The following is a 16,555-nucleotide window of genomic DNA, read 5'->3' on the forward strand; positions in this document are numbered from 1 at the left end:
GCCACCGGCGGCGCGGCCGCCCTCGCCCCCGGCCCAGTCCGCGAGGCGCGCCGCCCACGAGAAGAGCGGCGCCGCCAGTGCGTCGCGCGCGAGTTCGGCATCGGAGGACAGCCGCACGGGCGGCATGGCGGGACGGTCGCCCCCGGTCTTGTCACCGGACATCAGCGCGTTCATCTCCTACGGGGTCTGCACGTCGCGCACGTCGTACGCGTTGCGGAATGGCTGCGGGCCCCAGCGTAGACGGGTGTGTCCCGCACTGCCCGAATCGCGCGCCAGCACAACCGGCCCCGTGGGGTGACGAGACGGCGACGTTCCGTGCCATCCGGCGGCACGCGGGCGGGAGTTGTGCGCTGCTCATGCTCAAACGTCCGGCATCTGCTTGACAAGTGAGATGAGCACGCCAGACTTTGACGCGCGTAGAGATTACCCGTCCGTAATGTCCCCCGGGACCTGGACAGTTCGTCGTCCGCCACCCCCCACCGGAGGCACCGTTGTCGTCCCGTCTCACCAGAACCTCCGCGCTGACCGTCGCCGCCGTGTGCGGTTCCGCGCTGCTCATCACGACCGCCGTCACCGCGTCCGGCCAGACCGCCGACGACGCGCGCATCCACGACATCCAGGGGAACACCCGGGTCTCGCCCCTCGACGGCAAGCGGGTCACGGATGTGCCGGGAGTCGTGACGGCGGTACGCGGCTTCGGCAAGGCCCAGGGCTTCTGGCTCCAGGACCCGAAGCCGGACGACGACCCGGCGACCAGCGAGGGCATCTTCGTCTTCACCGGCGAGGAGACCCCCGACGTCGAGGCCGGCGACTCCATACGGATATCCGGCGACGTCACCGAGTACTACCCGGGCGGCGAGGAGGCCGGCGGCCAGTCCGTCACGCAGCTCACCGGCGCCGAGTGGAAGGCCGCGTCCAAGAAGAAGCAGGCTCTGCCCAAGGCCACCGCCCTGACCGCGGACAGCGTGCCCGACGCGTACGTCCCCGACGGCAAGGGCGACGACGGCGACATCGAGTCGCTGAAGCTCCAGCCCGACAAGTACGCCCTGGACCTCTACGAGTCCCTCGAAGGGATGCGCGCCGGCGTCAAGGACGCCCCGGTGACGGGCCCCACCACCGAGTACGACGAACTGTGGGTGACGGCCGACCCGGACGAGCACCCGACCCCGCGCGGCGGCACCCTCTACGGCGACTACGACCAGCAGAACGGCGCCCGTATGAAGGTGAGTTCGCTGCTCCCGCAGAAGGAGAACCCCTTCCCGAAGGCGAACGTCGGGGACGCGCTCACCGGGACGACCTCCGGGCCCGTCGACTACGACAACTTCGGCGGCTACACCCTGCGGGCCACCACCATGGGCAAGTTGAAGGACAACAAGCTCGAGCGCGAGAAGACCGCCAAGCCGGGCAAGGGCGAACTCTCCGTCGCCACCTACAACGTGGAGAACCTCTCCCCCGCGAGCGAGGCCGCCAAGTTCGACCGCCTCTCCGAAGCCCTCGTCGACAACCTCGCCTCCCCCGACATCGTCGCCCTCGAAGAGGTGCAGGACGACTCCGGCCCGGACGACGACGGCACCGTCTCCGCGGGCAAGACCCTCGACAAGCTGACCGCGGCCATCGAGAAGGCGGGCGGCCCGTCCTACGAGACGCGCGAGATCGACCCGGAGAACAACGCCGACGGCGGCCAGCCCGGCGGCAACATCCGCGTCGCGTTCCTCTTCAACCCCGACCGGGTCAAGTTCGCCGACCGCAAGGGCGGTGACGCGACCACGCCGGTGAAGGTCGGCGACGACGACGGCAAGCCGAAGCTGTCGGCGAACCCGGGCCGCATCTCGCCGGACGAGTCGGCGTGGAAGGAGACCCGCAAGCCGCTGGCGGGCGAGTTCACCTTCGGCGGCCGCCAAGTCTTCGTCGTCGCCAACCACTTCAGCTCCAAGGGCGGCGACAAGCCGATGGAGGGCCGCACGCAGCCGCCCGTGCGCGAGTCGGAGAAGCAGCGCACGGAGCAGGCGAAGCTCGTCAACTCCTTCGCCAAGGAGGTCGAGTCGGTCGACAAGGACGCCACGATCATCGCGGCGGGCGACTTCAACGACTTCCCGTTCTCGCCCAGCCTCGACGCGATGCGCAAGGGCGGAGTCTTCAGCAGCCCGATGGACAAGCTGCCCGCCGGTGAGCGCTACGGCTACGTCTTCAACGGCAACTCCCAGGTCCTCGACCACGCGGTCACCAGCCCGGGCACGGGAGCCGTCAAGTACGACATCGTGCACATCAACTCCGAGTTCTACGACCAGGCCAGCGACCACGACCCGACGGTCATCCGCCTGAAGCCGTAAGGCGGCAGACGGCACACCTCACGCGGCACCGGCCCACCCGGCCGGTGCCGCCCGGCAGTCGGCGACCGCCACACGGCCCGGCACGGACGAATCGACCGGCGGGCGCCCCGGGGATGGGCGCTCGCCGGTTCTTCTTTGCGCCGTGACCCGAATTCCGCCCGTATCGTTGTCCCGTGCGGCTACGCCACCCGGCGTGGTGGGGAGGGAGCGGCACGATGACAGTCGAGCTGACCGACAGGACCGAGATGGCCGACAGCAGCGAACTCAGCCTGGACGCCCTGTTCGAGTTGCTGGAGCGGATGCCCGTCCCCGAAGGCTACAAAGCCGAGATCGTGGAGGGTACGGTCCACATGTCGCCGCAGCGGGACGCGCATTGGGAGATCATCCGAAGGATCGTCCGCGCCCTTGAGGACCGGTTCGGCATGGACGTCAAGGTGAAGTCCGATGTACGGATCGACTTCCCCGGCCACAAGAACGGCTTCGCCCCCGACGTCGCCAAGCTCCGCGACGCCGCGTCGCCCGGCGAAGACGGCCGCTGGCGCTACCAGGACATCGAGTTCGTCGCCGAAGTCATCTCCAGGGGAACGGGCCAGAACGACTACGGTCCCAAACTGCGCACCTACGCGGCCGCCGGCGTCCCCGTCTATCTGATCGCCGACCCGTACGTCGGACGGTGCCACCTCTACACACAGCCGAAGGGCACCGCATACCGCACCGAACTGACCGTGGACTTCGGCACACCCGTCGATCTCACGGCCACACCGCTGGCCATGACGCTGCCTACGGCCAGCTTCCCCCGTGACCGTGGGGCCCCGGCCCGGCCGGCGGAGCAGGCGGAGTACCGGGAGGGGTGACGCCCGGGGCCGGGGGCGGCGGAGGCGTCGTGTACGCGCCGTGGTCCGAGGGTGCGCCCTCCGGGTCCGTGCCCAACGGGACGTCCCCGCCGCCGAGTCGGCCGTCGTCCTGCCGCGCGCCCTGGTCCTCGTTCTCGCCCATGATGTCCCGTACGAGCAGCGCCGCGCCCGCGACCGCGCCCGGCATCAGCACCACCGCGACCAGCGGCACCAGGAACGCCAGGACCAGCGGTACGCCGAAGCCCAGCGCGAGCCCCCGCCGCGTACGCAGCAGACGCAGCCGCTCCTTGACGGGGATGCCGCGGCGCTGCATGGCGACGGAGACGAGTTCGAGGGTGAGGAAGAAGCCCGAGACGCAGAAGCCGAGCACCGGGACGACGGTCTGGCCGACGGCGGGCAGGAAGCCGAGGAAGAAGAGCGGGACGGTGTAGAGCAGCATGCGGTACAGCACATAGAGGCTGTCGCACAGCGAGGTCCACAACTCCAGCCAGAGGGGCCGGTCCGGGGCGGCCGGGGCGCCGCCCTCCGACTCCTCGACCTGTTCGGAGAGCTTCTCGTAGAACGGGTCGCCGATGATCAGCGTGACGGCAGTGAAGGTGAGCACCGACAGCAGCAGCCCGGCCAGCCACACGAGCACCGCGAAGAGTCCGCGCAGCAGATCGCGCCACAACTCGTCCCAGCCGTCCGCGAAGGGCGTGGCCCAGGAGGCGATGTCGTCGGCGTAGAAGGCGAGCGCGGTGAGAGCACCGGCGTAGAGCACGAGCGTCACCAGCGCCGGCAGCAGGCCGAAGCCGAACCAGCGTCCGTGCCCGAAGACCCACCGCTGCCCACGCCCCAAGTACCGCATCCCTGCGGCCAGATCACGCATGCCCGTAAGCCTATGGCCTACGGGCATGCGCGCCGTATTCGGACCCGGCCGGGGACCAACCCCCTGCGGCATCCGGTCAGTTGTTGCTGTGCAGCGCCTCGTTCAGACCGCCCCACGAACCGCTGCGCTTCAGCACCTCGACCGAGCCCGTCGTCGAGTTGCGCCGGAAGAGCAGGTTGGAGGCGCCGGAGAGCTCCAGCGCCTTGACGATCTGTCCGTCCGGCAGCGACACCCGCGTACCGGCCGTGACGTACAGCCCCGCCTCGACGATGCAGTCGTCGCCCAGCGAGATGCCGATGCCGGCCTCGGCGCCCAGCAGGCAGCGCTCCCCGATGGAGATCCGCTGCTTGCCGCCGCCGGAGAGGGTGCCCATGATCGAGGCGCCGCCGCCGATGTCGGAGCCGTCGCCGACGACGACACCCGCGCTGACCCGGCCCTCCACCATGGACGTACCGAGCGTGCCGGCGTTGAAGTTGACGAAGCCCTCGTGCATCACCGTGGTGCCTTCGGCGAGATGCGCGCCGAGGCGTGCGCGGTCGGCGTCGGCGATGCGGACGCCCTTCGGCGCGACGTAGTCCGTCATGCGCGGGAACTTGTCGACGCTGGTGACGGCCAGATGCCGACCGGCGGCACGGGCCGCCAGCCGTACGTGTTCGAGCCGGTCCACCGCGACGGGCCCCAGGCTCGTCCAGGCGACGTTGGCGAGCAGCCCGAACTGGCCCTCCAGATTGACCCCGTGGGGCCGGACGAGCCGGTGACTGAGCAGGTGCAGCCGCAGATAGACGTCGTGGGTGTCGGCCGGCTTGTCGTCGAGCGAGCCGATGACCGTACGGACGGCGACGGTCTCGACTCCGCGGACCGGGTCGGTGCCCAGCGCCTGCGGCGCGGCCTCGCCGAGCGCCTCGGCGGCGCGCTCCGGGCTGAGGATCTCGCTCCCGGCGGGCTCGCCGGGCTCCGCGACGAGTTCGGGCGCGGGGAACCAGGTGTCGAGGACCGTCCCTTCGCTCTCGCCCGCCCGGGAGACGGTGGCGAGCCCGACGGCGACGGCGCCGGTCGTACGGGGTGTGCTGGCTGCTTCGCTCATGCGGCGACGTTATCCGGCCCGGCGCGGGCGAGGCCAACCGGTCTCATCCAGCGGCCCGCGCATGCGTCCGTCCCTCACTTCGACCTCGCCTCGTCGAGCCTGGGGAGACGGTCTCGGTGACTCCGGCGCGGTCCTCGCGACGCCCGGGGCCTACGACACCCTGCGCGCCCAGCTCTGCGCGCCGCTCAGCCCTCCCCGGTGACCCGCGCGAGCGCCGCCCGTACCGCCGCGCGGTCGAACGGCCGGTCGGTGAGCAGCAGTTGGAGAAGCAGTCCGTCGATCAGGGCGACGAGGACCCGGGCGGTGGCCTCCTGCTCGGTGTGCCGTCCGATGACGTCGACCATCGTGTCCAGCCAGGCCGCGGCGACGGGTTGCAGGGCGGGGCGGCGCAGCGCAGCGAGGTAGAGCTCGTACTCCAGGTGGATCCGTCCGCGGTCGCCGTGCGCGTACTCCTCCAGGAGCCGCGTGAGCGCGTCGGCCAGCGACCGCCCGCCCGTGCCGCCCTTGCCGCCGCCGCTGCCGCTGCCGGCGAGCGCCTCCTCCCAGTCCTTCATGGCGCCGCCCTGCCCGCCGCTGACCTGCTCCAGCGCGGCCACGAGCAGATCGTCGAGACCGGCGAAGTGGTACGTGGTCGAGCCCAGCGGCACCCCGGCCTCGGCGGCGACCGAGCGGTGGCTGAGCGCGGCGATGCCCTTGAGTTCGACGATCCGGATGGCGGCGTCGATGATGCGCGTACGGCGCTCCGGGTCGTAGCGCCGCGCCATCAGTGGACGCCGCCGAGGTTGAGGACGACCACTCCGGCGATGACGAGCACGATGCCCAGCACCTTCACCAGCGAGACCGACTCCCCGATGAACAGGATGCCGATCGCGGCGATCGTCGCGGTGCCCACGCCGGCCCAGATCGCGTACGCGGTGCCGACGGCCATCGACTTGAGGGTCTGCGCGAGCAGCAGGAAGGCGACGGCGTAACTGACGCCGGTGATCAGGGAGGGCACCAGCTTGCTGAAGCCGTGGCTGTACTTCATCGCGGTGGTGCCCACCACCTCCGCCAGGATCGCGGCGGCGAGCGTCAGATAGACCATGCGTACGAGCGTACACAACGGTGTGTACGCTCGTACACGACAATACGGTGCTTTCCCGGACGTCAGTCGGCGAACTCCACGAGGCTCTTGCGGGGACGCAGCACGCAGAACTCGTTGCCCTCCGGGTCCGCCAGCACCACCCACGACCTCTCCCCGCCCTGACCGATGTCGATCCGCCGCGCCCCGAGCGCGACGAGCCGCTCGACCTCGGCCTCCTGGTCGTCGGGGGCGAGGTCGAGATGCAGCCGGTTCTTGACGGTCTTGTGCTCCGTCACCGGCATGAAGCAGATGCCCGTCGGGGCGGACGGATCGGTCCCGATGATGACTTCGCGCTCCCTCTCGGAGAGCACGCGCCAGTCGAGCACCCGGCACCAGAAGGCGGCCAGGCCCGGCAGATCGTGCGCGTCGACGATGATGTGGTGCAGCGAAACGGCCATGGCCCCAGCATCGTGGGGCCATGGCCGTCGGTGCACATCGATTTCCGTACGGGCGTACGGGAGAGAACGGGAGCCGCGCGCCGGCGGCGCCCGCTCAGACGTTGAAGCCCAGCGCCCTGAGCTGCTCCCGTCCGTCGTCGGTGATCTTGTCCGGGCCCCACGGGGGCATCCAGACCCAGTTGATCTTCAGCTCGTCGACGATGCCCTCGGTCGCGGACTTGGCCTGGTCCTCGATGACGTCCGTCAGCGGACAGGCCGCCGAGGTGAGCGTCATGTCGATGGTGGCCACGTTCGAGTCGTCGATGTGGACCCCGTAGATCAGGCCCAGGTTGACGACGTCGATGCCCAGCTCGGGGTCGACCACGTCGAGCAGCGCCTCACGGACCTCGTCCTCGCTCGCGGGCTTCGCGGTGGTCTCGGTCATGCGGTCTTCTCCTTTACCGAGTCCTCGCCCAGCGCCTGGGCGGTGGCGTCCTTCCATGCCATCCAGCTCAGCAGAGCACACTTCACACGCGCCGGGTACTTCGAGACCCCGGCGAAGGCGACGGCGTCCTCCAGCACGTCCTCCATGGCCTCGTCCGGCTCGATCCTGCCTCTCGACTGCATCAGCTCCAGGAAGGTCTCCTGGATCGTCCGCGCCTCGCCGAGCTCCTTGCCGACCAGCAGCTCGTTCAGCACGGAGGCGCTGGCCTGGCTGATCGAGCAGCCCTGGCCCTCGTAGCTGACGTCGCTGATCGTCTCGCCGTCGTAGCGCACCCGCAGGGTGATCTCGTCGCCGCACGTGGGGTTGACGTGGTGCACCTCCGCGTCGCCCTCACGCAGGCCCTTGCCGTGCGGGTTCTTGTAGTGGTCCAGGATCACTTCCTGGTACATGGAGTCGAGCTTCACGAGTCAGTCCGTCCGTCCAAGTCCTCTGCGGCCCCCGCCGTCTGCTCAGGCGAAGAAGTTCCGTACGTGTTCCACACCCGCGGCCAGGGCGTCCACCTCGGCCGGCGTGGAGTACAGATAGAACGACGCTCTCGTGGTCGCGGGAATTCCGTACCGCAGGCAGACCGGCCGCGCGCAGTGGTGCCCCACGCGGACGGCGATGCCCTGCTCGTCGAGGACCTGGCCCACGTCGTGCGGGTGGATGTCCCCGAGGGTGAAGGAGATCGTGGCGCCTCTGTCCTCGGCCGTGGTGGGGCCGATGAAGCGCAGGTCCGGGATCTCCCGCAGCTTGTCCACGGCGTACGCGGTCAGGGCGTGCTCGTGCTCCTGGATCCGCTCCATGCCGATCGACGAGAGATAGTCCACGGCGGCGCCGAGCCCGACGGCCTGCGCGATCGGCGGCGTACCCGCCTCGAACTTGTGCGGCGCGGGCGCGTAGGTCGACGAGTGCATCGTGACCGTCTCGATCATCTCGCCGCCGCCGAGGAACGGCGGCAGGTCGTCCAGCAGCTCCTGCCGGCCCCACAGCACGCCGATGCCCGTCGGGCCGCACATCTTGTGCCCGGTGAAGGCGACGAAGTCGGCCTGCAGCGCCTGCACGTCGAGCACCATGTGCGGCGCCGCCTGCGAGGCGTCCACCACGACGAGGGCGCCGACCTCCTGGGCACGCCGGACGATCGCCTCGACCGGGTTGATCGTGCCCATGATGTTGGAGACGAGCGTGAAGGAGACGACCTTGGTCTTCTCCGTGATGATCTCGTCGACGGCCGACAGATCGAGCCGGCCGTCGTCGGTGAGCCCGAACCACTTCAGCTTCGCGCCCGTGCGCTGCGAGAGGAGCTGCCACGGAACGATGTTGGAGTGGTGCTCCATCTCCGTGATGACGATCTCGGTGTCGTGCTCGACCTTGTAGGGCTCGTCGGCCCAACCCAGCATGTTCGCCACGAGGTTGAGCGACTCGGAGGCGTTCTTGGTGAAGACCACCTCGTCCCGGCTCGGGGCGTTGACGAAGGCAGCGACCTTGTCGCGCGCGCCCTCGTACAGCGCCGTGGCCTCCTCCGCGAGGACGTGCACACCGCGGTGGACGTTGGCGTTGTGCCGCTCGTTGTAGTCGCTCATCGCGTCGAGCACCTGGCGCGGCTTCTGCGACGTCGCCGCGTTGTCCAGATACACGAGCTTGTGCCCGTCGTGGACCGTGCGGTCCAGGATGGGGAAGTCCTTGCGGATCGCCTCGGTGTCGAGCAGACCCGGAAGCGTCACGTCGCTCACGAAGCGGCGCCTCCCTTCACGTACGCCTCGTAGCCCTCTTCCTCCAGCTTGTCGGCCAGCTCCGGGCCGCCGGACTCGGCGATCCGGCCCTTGGCGAAGACGTGGACGTGGTCGGGCTTGATGTAGCGCAGGATGCGCGTGTAGTGGGTGATCAGCATGGTGCCGACCTCGCCGTTCTCACGGACGCGGTTGACGCCCTCGGAGACCACCCGCAGCGCGTCCACGTCGAGACCCGAGTCGGTCTCGTCGAGGATCGCGATCTTCGGCTTGAGCAGTTCGAGCTGGAGGATCTCGTGGCGCTTCTTCTCACCGCCGGAGAAGCCCTCGTTGACGTTCCGCTCGGCGAACGACGGGTCGATCTGGAGGCGTTCCATGGCCTCCTTGACCTCCTTGACCCACAGCCGCAGCTTGGGCGCCTCGCTGCGCAGCGCCGTGGCCGACGTCCGCAGGAAGTTGGAGACGGAGACACCGGGCACCTCGACCGGGTACTGCATGGCGAGGAAGAGGCCCGCGCGGGCGCGCTCGTCCGGAGTCATCTCCAGGACGTCCTCGCCGTCGAGCGTCACCGAGCCGCCGGTGATCGAGTACTTGGGGTGGCCCGCGAGGGAGTAGGCGAGCGTGGACTTGCCGGAACCGTTCGGCCCCATGATCGCGTGCGTCTCGCCCTGCTTCACGGTCAGGTCGACGCCGCGCAGGATCTCGTTCGGGCCGTTCTCGGTCTCGACGGAGACGTGCAGGTCGTTGATCTCAAGCGTTGCCATGGGGACTTCAGGACTCCTGTGTGACGGAGACGAGCACGGCCGCGTCGGGCCCTTCGCCTTCGATTTTTACGGGGTAGACGGGGATCGGACGGGTCGCGGGGAGACCGGAGGGCTTGCCGGTACGCAGATCGAAGCTGGAGCCGTGCAGCCAGCACTCGATCTGGCAGTCCTCGACCTCGCCCTCGGACAGCGAGACGTTCGCGTGCGAGCAGATGTCGTTCACCGCGAAGACCTCTCCCTCCGTACGGACGAGGGCCACCGGCACACCGTCGAGTTCCACACGCTTGGGGGTGTCGTCCTCCAGGTCGCCGAGGGACGCCGCGCGCACGAAGGTCTCGCCGGTCATACCGACGCCTCCAGCTCCGCCTCGATCTTCTCGATGAGGCGCTCCTCCACGTCCGGAAGGCCGATCTGCTGGACGAGTTCGGCGAAGAAGCCGCGTACGACCAGCCGCCGTGCCTCCTGCTCGGGGATGCCCCGGGCCTGGAGGTAGAAGAGCTGCTCGTCGTCGAACCGGCCGGTGGCCGAGGCGTGGCCCGCCCCGACGATCTCGCCGGTCTCGATCTCGAGGTTGGGCACCGAGTCGACGCGCGCGCCGTCCGTCAGGACGAGGTTGCGGTTCAGCTCGTAGGTGTCGGTGCCGGTGGCGGCGGCCCGGATGAGGACGTCGCCGATCCACACCGCGTGCGCCTCCTCGCCCTGCAGCGCGCCCTTGTAGACCACGTTGCTGCGGCAGTTGGGCCGGTCGTGGTCGACGAAGAGACGGTGCTCCTGGTGCTGGCCGTTGTCGGTGAAGAACAGGCCGTAGAACTCGGCCTCGCCGCCCGGGCCCGCGTAGTTGACGCGCGGGTTCAGGCGTACGACGTCTCCGCCGAAGGTGACGACGACCGACTTGAACGAGGCGTCCCGGCCCACCAGTGCGTTGTGCTGGGAGCAGTGGACGGCGGTGTCGTCCCAGTCCTGCACGGAGACCACCGTGAGCTTCGCGCCGTCGCCGAGCACGAACTCGACGTTGGCGGCACGCACCGCGTCGCCGGTGTGGTCGATGACGATGACGGCTTCCGCGAAGTCCTTCAGCTCGAAGACGGTGTGCCCGTAGCTGACGCCGCCCTCGCCGTGCAGCGAGACCCGCACCGGCTCCTTCAGCACGGCCTCCTTGGGCACGGTGACCACCGCGGCCTTCTCGAAGGCCGAGTACGCCTGCGCGGCGACCCGGTCCACGGGCGTGCCCGCCCGGCCCACGCGCGCGTCCTCGCGTCCGACCGTCTCGACGGTGACGCCCTCGGGGGCGTCCACCTCGACCTTGAGCGAGCCCGACGCCTCGGCCGTGCCGTCGTGCAGACCCTTCAGCCGCTCCAGCGGCGTGAAGCGCCACTCCTCCTCCCGGCCCTGCGGCACGGGGAAGTCCGCCACGTCGAAGGAGGGCGGTGCGCTCATCCTGGTGGCGACGGTGGACTCAGCGGTCACCGCGGGAGGTCCCTCCGGAAGGAGGTCGGAGGACGATCCGGTCACCTTCGAACCGGCCGGTGTGGATCCTCCCTGGACGATGTCCTCGGGGGAGTTCTGAGCCTCAGCCATGGCGCTCGTACTGCTCACTCTCTGAAAAGCGGAACCTGTCGCGGAACCTCGGACGGAATGTGCTGGAAGGGCGGGGCGGCCGCGGTGCGGCGGCCGGCCCCTCGCACGGTACGGGCGTCAGCCGACCGCGCCCTCCATCTGGAGCTCGATGAGCCTGTTGAGCTCCAGCGCGTACTCCATCGGGAGCTCCTTCGCGATGGGCTCGACGAAGCCTCGGACGATCATCGCCATCGCCTCGTCCTCGGACAGGCCCCGGCTCATCAGGTAGAAGAGCTGGTCGTCGCTGACCTTGGAGACGGTCGCCTCGTGGCCCATCGTCACGTCGTCCTCGCGGACGTCGACGTACGGATAGGTGTCCGAGCGGGAGACCGTGTCCACGAGCAGCGCGTCGCACAGCACGTTGGACTTCGAGCCCTCCGCGCCCTCGGCGATCTCGATCAGGCCCCGGTAGGACGTACGGCCGCCGCTGCGGGCCACCGACTTGGAGACGATGTTGGAGGACGTACGCGGCGCCATGTGCACCATCTTCGCGCCGGCGTCCTGGTGCTGGCCCTCGCCCGCGAAGGCGACCGAGAGCGTCTCGCCCTTGGCGTGCTCGCCCATCAGGTAGACGGCCGGGTACTTCATGGTGACCTTCGAGCCGAGGTTGCCGTCGACCCACTCCATGGTCGCGCCCTCGTAGGCCACCGCACGCTTGGTGACGAGGTTGTAGACGTTGTTCGACCAGTTCTGGATCGTCGTGTAGCGGCAGCGGCCGCCCTTCTTGACGATGATCTCGACGACGGCGGAGTGCAGCGAGTCCGAGTTGTAGATCGGAGCCGTGCAGCCCTCGACGTAGTGCACGTAGGCGTTCTCGTCGACGATGATCAGCGTCCGCTCGAACTGGCCCATGTTCTCGGTGTTGATGCGGAAGTAGGCCTGGAGCGGGATGTCGACGTGCACGCCCGGCGGCACGTAGATGAACGAACCGCCCGACCACACCGCGGTGTTGAGCGCGGCGAACTTGTTGTCGCCGGGCGGGATGACCGTGCCGAAGTGCTCCTGGAAGATCTCCGGGTGCTCGCGCAGGGCCGTGTCGGTGTCCAGGAAGAGGACGCCCTGCTGCTCCAGGTCCTCACGGATCTGGTGGTAGACGACCTCCGACTCGTACTGCGCGGCGACACCGGCGACCAGGCGCTGCTTCTCCGCCTCCGGGATGCCGAGCTTGTCGTAGGTGTTCTTGATGTCCTCGGGCAGGTCGTCCCACGTCTGCGCCTGCCGCTCGGTGGAACGGACGAAGTACTTGATGTTGTCGAAGTCGATGCCCGAGAGGTCCGAACCCCAGTTGGGCATGGGCTTCTTCTCGAACAGCCGGTGCCCCTTCAGACGGAGCTTGAGCATCCACTCCGGCTCGTTCTTCTTCCCCGAGATGTCGCGGACGACCTCATCGGAGAGGCCGCGCTTCGCCGCGGCACCGGCCGCGTCGGAGTCGGCCCAGCCGTACTCGTAGTTGCCCAGCCCTTCGAGTTCGGGGTGGGCAGTCTCGGTAGGAGAGGTCATGCGGGGTTCCTCCCGGCGGTGTTCGCAGGTGCTGTGGTGGCGTTGCTCGCCGTGGTCTTGCCGTTGCGGGTCTTGCTCGCGTTCGTCTTGCTCGTCCTGGTGCGGGTCGTGCTGCCGGACGTGCCGGCCGTACTCGTCGCGCCGGGGGCCTCACCGGCCCCCGCACCGCGGGCCTGTGTGACGTGCCGGGGCTGCGACGGGGATCCGCCGGGCGGCCGTGGCCTCCCCGCGGTGGACAGGGTCTGCGGGACGAAAGTGGTGCACACCCCGTCGCCGTGGGCGATCGTCGCCAGCCGCTGTACGTGGGTGCCCAGGAGGCGGGAGAAGACCTCCGTCTCCGCCTCGCACAGTTGCGGGAACTGCTCGGCGGTGTGGGCCACCGGGCAGTGGTGCTGGCAGAGCTGCTCTCCCACCGGGGCCCCGGCGGAAGCGGGTGCGCTGCGCGCAGTGGCAGCGTACCCGTCCTCGGTCAGTACCTCGGCCAGCGCCCGGGCGCGCTCCTCGGGCGGCACGCCCTCCAGCGCGCTCCGGTACCGCTCGGCCTGTGCGGCCATGCGGGCACGGGCGAAGTCCGCCACGGCGGCGTCGCCGCGCGCACCGCCGCCCGCGCTCTGCGCTATCCACCGCAGGGCGTCGGCGGCCAGCCGGTCGTAGTCCTGGTCGAAGGCGTCCCGGCCGCAGTCGGTGAGCGCGAAGACCTTCGCGGGACGGCCCCTGCCGCGTGAGCCGTAGACCCGCTTCTCGCGCGGCTCCACGACCCCGTCGCCCACGAGCGAATCGAGGTGGCGGCGTACGGCCGCCTGGGTCAGCTCCAGACGCAGGGCCAGTTCGGCGGCGGTCGACGGACCGTGGTCCAGGATGGAGCGCGCCACCTTGTTCCGCGTGCCGCGCTGTTCGTCGCCCGCCGAGGAGGCCCCGGAGGGGGTCTGCGGCCCGGACACGGACGAAGCGCCGGCGGCCGCTCCGGCCGCCGTTCGCGCTGTCTGTCCCTGAGCCGTCTTTTTCACAACGTCATTGTTGCGTAATTCTTCGGGGAGCGGCAAGCCGCGTTCTGACCTGGCGGGATGGCCTGCATCACGTAAGGCGACCCTTACTTGCGGTTGCTTGCGGCGGCCTTCCGCGCGGACCGCCCGCCGCCGTGCCGTACCGGCGGGCATGTCACATGTCTCAGCCCCCGGGCCCCGTACGGCACTTGGGAATCCTTACACTCCCCGTATGGGAAGCGGTGGGGCCGCCCTCGAGGTCGTGGGCCTGGTGAAGCGGTACGGCGGGAAGACGGCGGTCGACGGTCTGAGCCTGTCGGTCCCGCGGGGCACGGTCACGGCGGTCCTCGGCCCGAACGGGGCCGGCAAGACCACCGCCGTCGAAATCTGCGAGGGATACCGCCGCCCGGACGAGGGCACCGTCCGCGTCCTCGGGCTGGACCCCGTCGCCCAGGCCGCCCGGCTGCGCCCCCGTATCGGCGTCATGCTGCAGAGCGGCGGGGTGTACCCGGGGGCGCGCGCCGAGGAGATGCTCGCGCACATGGCCCGGCTGCACGCCGATCCGCTGGACGTCGACGCACTCGTGGGCACCCTCGGCCTCGCGAGCTGCGGCCGTACGCCCTACCGCCGGCTCTCCGGCGGCCAGCAGCAGCGGCTCTCCCTCGCGATGGCCGTCGTCGGACGGCCCGAACTGGTCTTCCTGGACGAGCCGACCGCCGGCCTCGATCCGCAGGCGCGCAGGGCCACTTGGGAACTGGTACGCGCGCTGCGCACCGACGGCGTCACCGTCGTCCTCACCACGCACCACATGGACGAGGCGGAGGAGCTGGCCGACGACGTCGTCATCATCGACGAGGGCCGCGTCGTCGCCGAGGGCTCCCCGGACCAGCTCTGCCGCGGCGGCGCCGAGAACTCGCTGCGCTTCACCGGACGCCCCGGACTCGATCTGGCCTCCCTGCTCAAGGCCCTGCCGGACAACACCGCCGCCGCGGAACTCGTACCGGGCGGCTACCGCGTCACCGGCACCGTCGACCCGCAACTGCTGGCGACGGTCACCTCCTGGTGCGCGCAGCACGGCGTCATGCCCGACCGGATCTCGGTCGAGCGCCGCACGCTGGAGGACGTCTTCCTCGAACTCACAGGCAAGGAGCTTCGTTCGTGAGCGCCGGCACCTACACTCCCGCGCCGGGAGCGGCGCCGCTGTGGCGCATGATCGGCGCGCAGGCCGCCCTGGAGACACGGATGCTCCTGCGCAACGGCGAACAGCTTCTGCTGACCGTCGTCATCCCGACGCTGCTGCTGGTGCTCTTCAGCACCGTCGACGTCGTCGAGACCGGCGGCGGCTCCCGCGTCGACTTCCTCACGCCCGGCATCCTCGCGCTGGCCGTGCTGTCCACCGCGTTCACCGGGCAGGCCATCGCCACCGGCTTCGAGCGCCGCTACGGCGTGCTCAAGCGGCTCGGCGTCTCACCGCTCCCCCGCTGGGGCCTGATGGCGGCGAAGACCTGCTCCGTACTGGCCGTCGAGGCGCTCCAGGTGCTGCTGCTCGTCGTGGTCGCGCTGGCGCTGGGCTGGTCGCCGCGCGGGGGCCTTCCGGGCGCGGCGCTGCTGCTGGTCCTGGGCACGGCCGCCTTCTCCGGGCTCGGGCTGCTGCTCGCCGGGACGGTACGGGCCGAGGCCACCCTCGCCGCCGCGAACCTGATCTTCGTGCTGCTGCTGGTGGGCGGCGGCGTCATCGTGCCGCTGGAGCGCTTCCCCGAGGCGGTGCAGAGCGTGCTCGGGGTGCTGCCGATCGCCGCGCTCTCGGACGGGCTTCGCGCTCTGCTCCAGCACGGGACGGGCGTCCCCTGGGGCGACGTCGTGGTGCTCGCGGGCTGGGCCGTGGCCGGGCTCGCGGCTGCGGCCAGCTTCTTCAAGTGGGAGTGAGCGGGCGGCAGTCGGACGTCCGGAAGCCCTGACCTCGACGCCGTTCACGCGTCGTACGGGCTTCCCCGGGCGGCCCTACGGGGCCCTCGTGAATGCGCGCACAAGCCCGCCCGTACGATGGCTCCCGTGCATCTCGTGCCGAACCCCCTCGAACTTCTGCGGAACCCCGCCGCGTACATCGCCGCCCGCTGGACGCCCGCTCCGCGCACCGTCCGTAAGGCCGCGCTCTCGGCGCTCGTGATGAGCGTCGTCATCATCGTGACCGGGGGCGCCGTGCGGCTCACCGGCTCCGGGCTGGGCTGCGACACGTGGCCGAAGTGCAGCAGCGACAGCCTGTACGCCACGTCCGAGATGGGCGTGCACGGGGCGATCGAGTTCGGCAACCGCATGCTGACGTACGTCCTCAGCGCCGCCGTCGGCTGGACGATCGTGGCCGCGCGCTGCGTCAAGCCCCGGCGCCGTGGCCTGAGCCGGCTGGCCTGGGCGCAGTTCTGGCTCGTGATGGGCAACGCCGTCATCGGCGGCGTCACCGTGCTGACCGGGCTCAACCCGTACACCGTCGCCGGGCACTTCCTGCTCGCCTCGGGGCTGCTGACCGTCGTCACGCTGACGTGGCTGCGCGCCGCCGAGGGCGATGTTCCCGCGCGTCCGCTGGTGGGCGGGCCGGTACGGAAGCTGGTGCGGACGCTGACGGCGGCCGCCGCCGCGCTGGTCGTCGCGGGCACCGTCGTCACCGGCGCCGGGCCGCACGCCGGCGACAGCAGCGAGGTGCCGCGCATGCCGGTCGACGTCGAGACCGCCGCCCGCGCGCACGCGGCCCTGGCCTGGATCGTCGTCCTGCTGACGCTCGCGGTCTGGCTCGTGCTGCGCGCCTTCGACGCACCCGCGGGACCGCGCCGGCGCGCCACGGAGCTG

18 protein-coding genes are annotated in these 16,555 nt (G+C 70.3%); 5 read left to right on the plus strand and 13 right to left on the minus strand.

The window, feature by feature from the left end:
- The first annotated feature begins 491 nt into the window (after positions 1 to 491).
- The gene (locus AN218_RS03165; RefSeq protein ID WP_070015085.1) at positions 492 to 2,330 is read left to right on the plus strand and encodes an endonuclease/exonuclease/phosphatase family protein; all 1,839 of its coding nucleotides are present in this window, start codon (positions 492 to 494) and stop codon (positions 2,328 to 2,330) included.
- A 215-nt stretch (positions 2,331 to 2,545) separates the two neighbouring features.
- Entirely contained in the window at positions 2,546 to 3,184 is a 639-nt protein-coding gene (locus AN218_RS03170; protein WP_070015086.1) for a Uma2 family endonuclease, read from the plus strand.
- On the opposite strand, the gene AN218_RS03175 is transcribed toward AN218_RS03170, so the two are convergent.
- The 13 genes from AN218_RS03175 to AN218_RS03235 form a co-directional block, all read right to left on the minus strand.
- Positions 3,111 to 4,052: an EI24 domain-containing protein gene (locus AN218_RS03175; protein ID WP_070015087.1), complete on the minus strand. Its 942-nt coding sequence runs from the start codon at positions 4,050 to 4,052 to the stop codon at positions 3,111 to 3,113. The genes AN218_RS03170 and AN218_RS03175 overlap by 74 nt on opposite strands.
- 76 nt (positions 4,053 to 4,128) lie before the next feature.
- Positions 4,129 to 5,136, minus strand: coding sequence for a 2,3,4,5-tetrahydropyridine-2,6-dicarboxylate N-succinyltransferase (dapD, locus tag AN218_RS03180; RefSeq protein WP_070015088.1), 1,008 nt, complete (start codon positions 5,134 to 5,136; stop codon positions 4,129 to 4,131).
- 185 nt (positions 5,137 to 5,321) lie between these two features.
- Entirely contained in the window at positions 5,322 to 5,900 is a 579-nt protein-coding gene (locus AN218_RS03185) for a TetR/AcrR family transcriptional regulator (protein ID WP_171908582.1), read from the minus strand.
- Positions 5,900 to 6,220, minus strand: a complete 321-nt coding sequence (locus tag AN218_RS03190; RefSeq protein ID WP_070015129.1) for a DMT family transporter — start codon at positions 6,218 to 6,220, stop codon at positions 5,900 to 5,902. Before AN218_RS03190 ends, AN218_RS03185 begins: the two co-directional genes overlap by 1 nt.
- A gap of 62 nt (positions 6,221 to 6,282) precedes the next feature.
- Entirely contained in the window at positions 6,283 to 6,657 is a 375-nt protein-coding gene (locus tag AN218_RS03195; protein ID WP_070015089.1) for a VOC family protein, read from the minus strand.
- A gap of 94 nt (positions 6,658 to 6,751) precedes the next feature.
- Complete coding sequence (locus tag AN218_RS03200; protein WP_070015090.1) at positions 6,752 to 7,081, minus strand: metal-sulfur cluster assembly factor; 330 nt, start codon at positions 7,079 to 7,081, stop codon at positions 6,752 to 6,754.
- Positions 7,078 to 7,545, minus strand: a complete 468-nt coding sequence (gene sufU, locus AN218_RS03205) for a Fe-S cluster assembly sulfur transfer protein SufU (RefSeq protein WP_070015091.1) — start codon at positions 7,543 to 7,545, stop codon at positions 7,078 to 7,080. The genes AN218_RS03200 and sufU overlap by 4 nt, the downstream gene beginning before the upstream one ends.
- Positions 7,546 to 7,590: 45 nt before the next feature.
- Positions 7,591 to 8,844: a cysteine desulfurase gene (locus AN218_RS03210; protein WP_079131777.1), complete on the minus strand. Its 1,254-nt coding sequence runs from the start codon at positions 8,842 to 8,844 to the stop codon at positions 7,591 to 7,593.
- Positions 8,845 to 8,849: 5 nt separating this feature from the next.
- Entirely contained in the window at positions 8,850 to 9,614 is a 765-nt protein-coding gene (gene sufC, locus AN218_RS03215; protein ID WP_070015093.1) for a Fe-S cluster assembly ATPase SufC, read from the minus strand.
- A gap of 7 nt (positions 9,615 to 9,621) precedes the next feature.
- A complete protein-coding gene (locus AN218_RS03220; protein ID WP_070015094.1) occupies positions 9,622 to 9,960 on the minus strand; it encodes a non-heme iron oxygenase ferredoxin subunit in 339 nt (112 codons plus the stop codon).
- Positions 9,957 to 11,192 (minus strand): Fe-S cluster assembly protein SufD, encoded by a 1,236-nt coding sequence (sufD, locus tag AN218_RS03225; protein WP_070015095.1) that lies wholly within the window; start codon positions 11,190 to 11,192, stop codon positions 9,957 to 9,959. The genes AN218_RS03220 and sufD overlap by 4 nt, the downstream gene beginning before the upstream one ends.
- A gap of 117 nt (positions 11,193 to 11,309) precedes the next feature.
- The gene (gene sufB, locus AN218_RS03230) at positions 11,310 to 12,731 is read right to left on the minus strand and encodes a Fe-S cluster assembly protein SufB (RefSeq protein WP_070015096.1); all 1,422 of its coding nucleotides are present in this window, start codon (positions 12,729 to 12,731) and stop codon (positions 11,310 to 11,312) included.
- Positions 12,728 to 13,738, minus strand: a complete 1,011-nt coding sequence (locus AN218_RS03235) for a helix-turn-helix transcriptional regulator (RefSeq protein WP_079131771.1) — start codon at positions 13,736 to 13,738, stop codon at positions 12,728 to 12,730. Before AN218_RS03235 ends, sufB begins: the two co-directional genes overlap by 4 nt.
- A 208-nt stretch (positions 13,739 to 13,946) precedes the next feature.
- On the opposite strand from AN218_RS03235, the gene AN218_RS03240 reads away from it, so the two are divergent.
- The 3 genes from AN218_RS03240 to AN218_RS03250 form a co-directional block, all read left to right on the plus strand.
- Entirely contained in the window at positions 13,947 to 14,876 is a 930-nt protein-coding gene (locus AN218_RS03240; RefSeq protein WP_070015097.1) for an ABC transporter ATP-binding protein, read from the plus strand.
- A complete protein-coding gene (locus AN218_RS03245; RefSeq protein ID WP_070015098.1) occupies positions 14,873 to 15,640 on the plus strand; it encodes an ABC transporter permease in 768 nt (255 codons plus the stop codon). The genes AN218_RS03240 and AN218_RS03245 overlap by 4 nt, the downstream gene beginning before the upstream one ends.
- Before the next feature lie 117 nt (positions 15,641 to 15,757).
- On the plus strand, positions 15,758 to 16,555 hold a 798-nt coding region (locus AN218_RS03250; protein WP_079131772.1), incomplete at its 3' end, for a COX15/CtaA family protein.

It is taken from the genome of Streptomyces nanshensis (genome assembly GCF_001751255.1).
Classification (GTDB): Bacteria; Actinomycetota; Actinomycetes; order Streptomycetales; family Streptomycetaceae; genus Streptomyces; species Streptomyces nanshensis_A.

Bases quoted from the DNA above. Each gene is read 5' to 3' on its own strand.
- AN218_RS03220 (WP_070015094.1), bottom strand. From the start codon at position 9,960: ATGACCGGCGAGACCTTCGTGCGCGCGGCGTCCCTCGGCGACCTGGAG.
- sufD (WP_070015095.1), bottom strand. From the start codon at position 11,192: ATGGCTGAGGCTCAGAACTCCCCCGAGGACATCGTCCAGGGAGGATCC.
- AN218_RS03240 (WP_070015097.1), top strand. From the start codon at position 13,947: ATGGGAAGCGGTGGGGCCGCCCTCGAGGTCGTGGGCCTGGTGAAGCGG.
- sufB (WP_070015096.1), bottom strand. From the start codon at position 12,731: ATGACCTCTCCTACCGAGACTGCCCACCCCGAACTCGAAGGGCTGGGC.
- AN218_RS03185 (WP_171908582.1), bottom strand. From the start codon at position 5,900: ATGGCGCGGCGCTACGACCCGGAGCGCCGTACGCGCATCATCGACGCC.
- AN218_RS03195 (WP_070015089.1), bottom strand. From the start codon at position 6,657: ATGGCCGTTTCGCTGCACCACATCATCGTCGACGCGCACGATCTGCCG.
- sufC (WP_070015093.1), bottom strand. From the start codon at position 9,614: ATGGCAACGCTTGAGATCAACGACCTGCACGTCTCCGTCGAGACCGAG.
- AN218_RS03170 (WP_070015086.1), top strand. From the start codon at position 2,546: ATGACAGTCGAGCTGACCGACAGGACCGAGATGGCCGACAGCAGCGAA.
- AN218_RS03175 (WP_070015087.1), bottom strand. From the start codon at position 4,052: ATGCGTGATCTGGCCGCAGGGATGCGGTACTTGGGGCGTGGGCAGCGG.
- AN218_RS03190 (WP_070015129.1), bottom strand. From the start codon at position 6,220: ATGGTCTATCTGACGCTCGCCGCCGCGATCCTGGCGGAGGTGGTGGGC.
- AN218_RS03200 (WP_070015090.1), bottom strand. From the start codon at position 7,081: ATGACCGAGACCACCGCGAAGCCCGCGAGCGAGGACGAGGTCCGTGAG.
- dapD (WP_070015088.1), bottom strand. From the start codon at position 5,136: ATGAGCGAAGCAGCCAGCACACCCCGTACGACCGGCGCCGTCGCCGTC.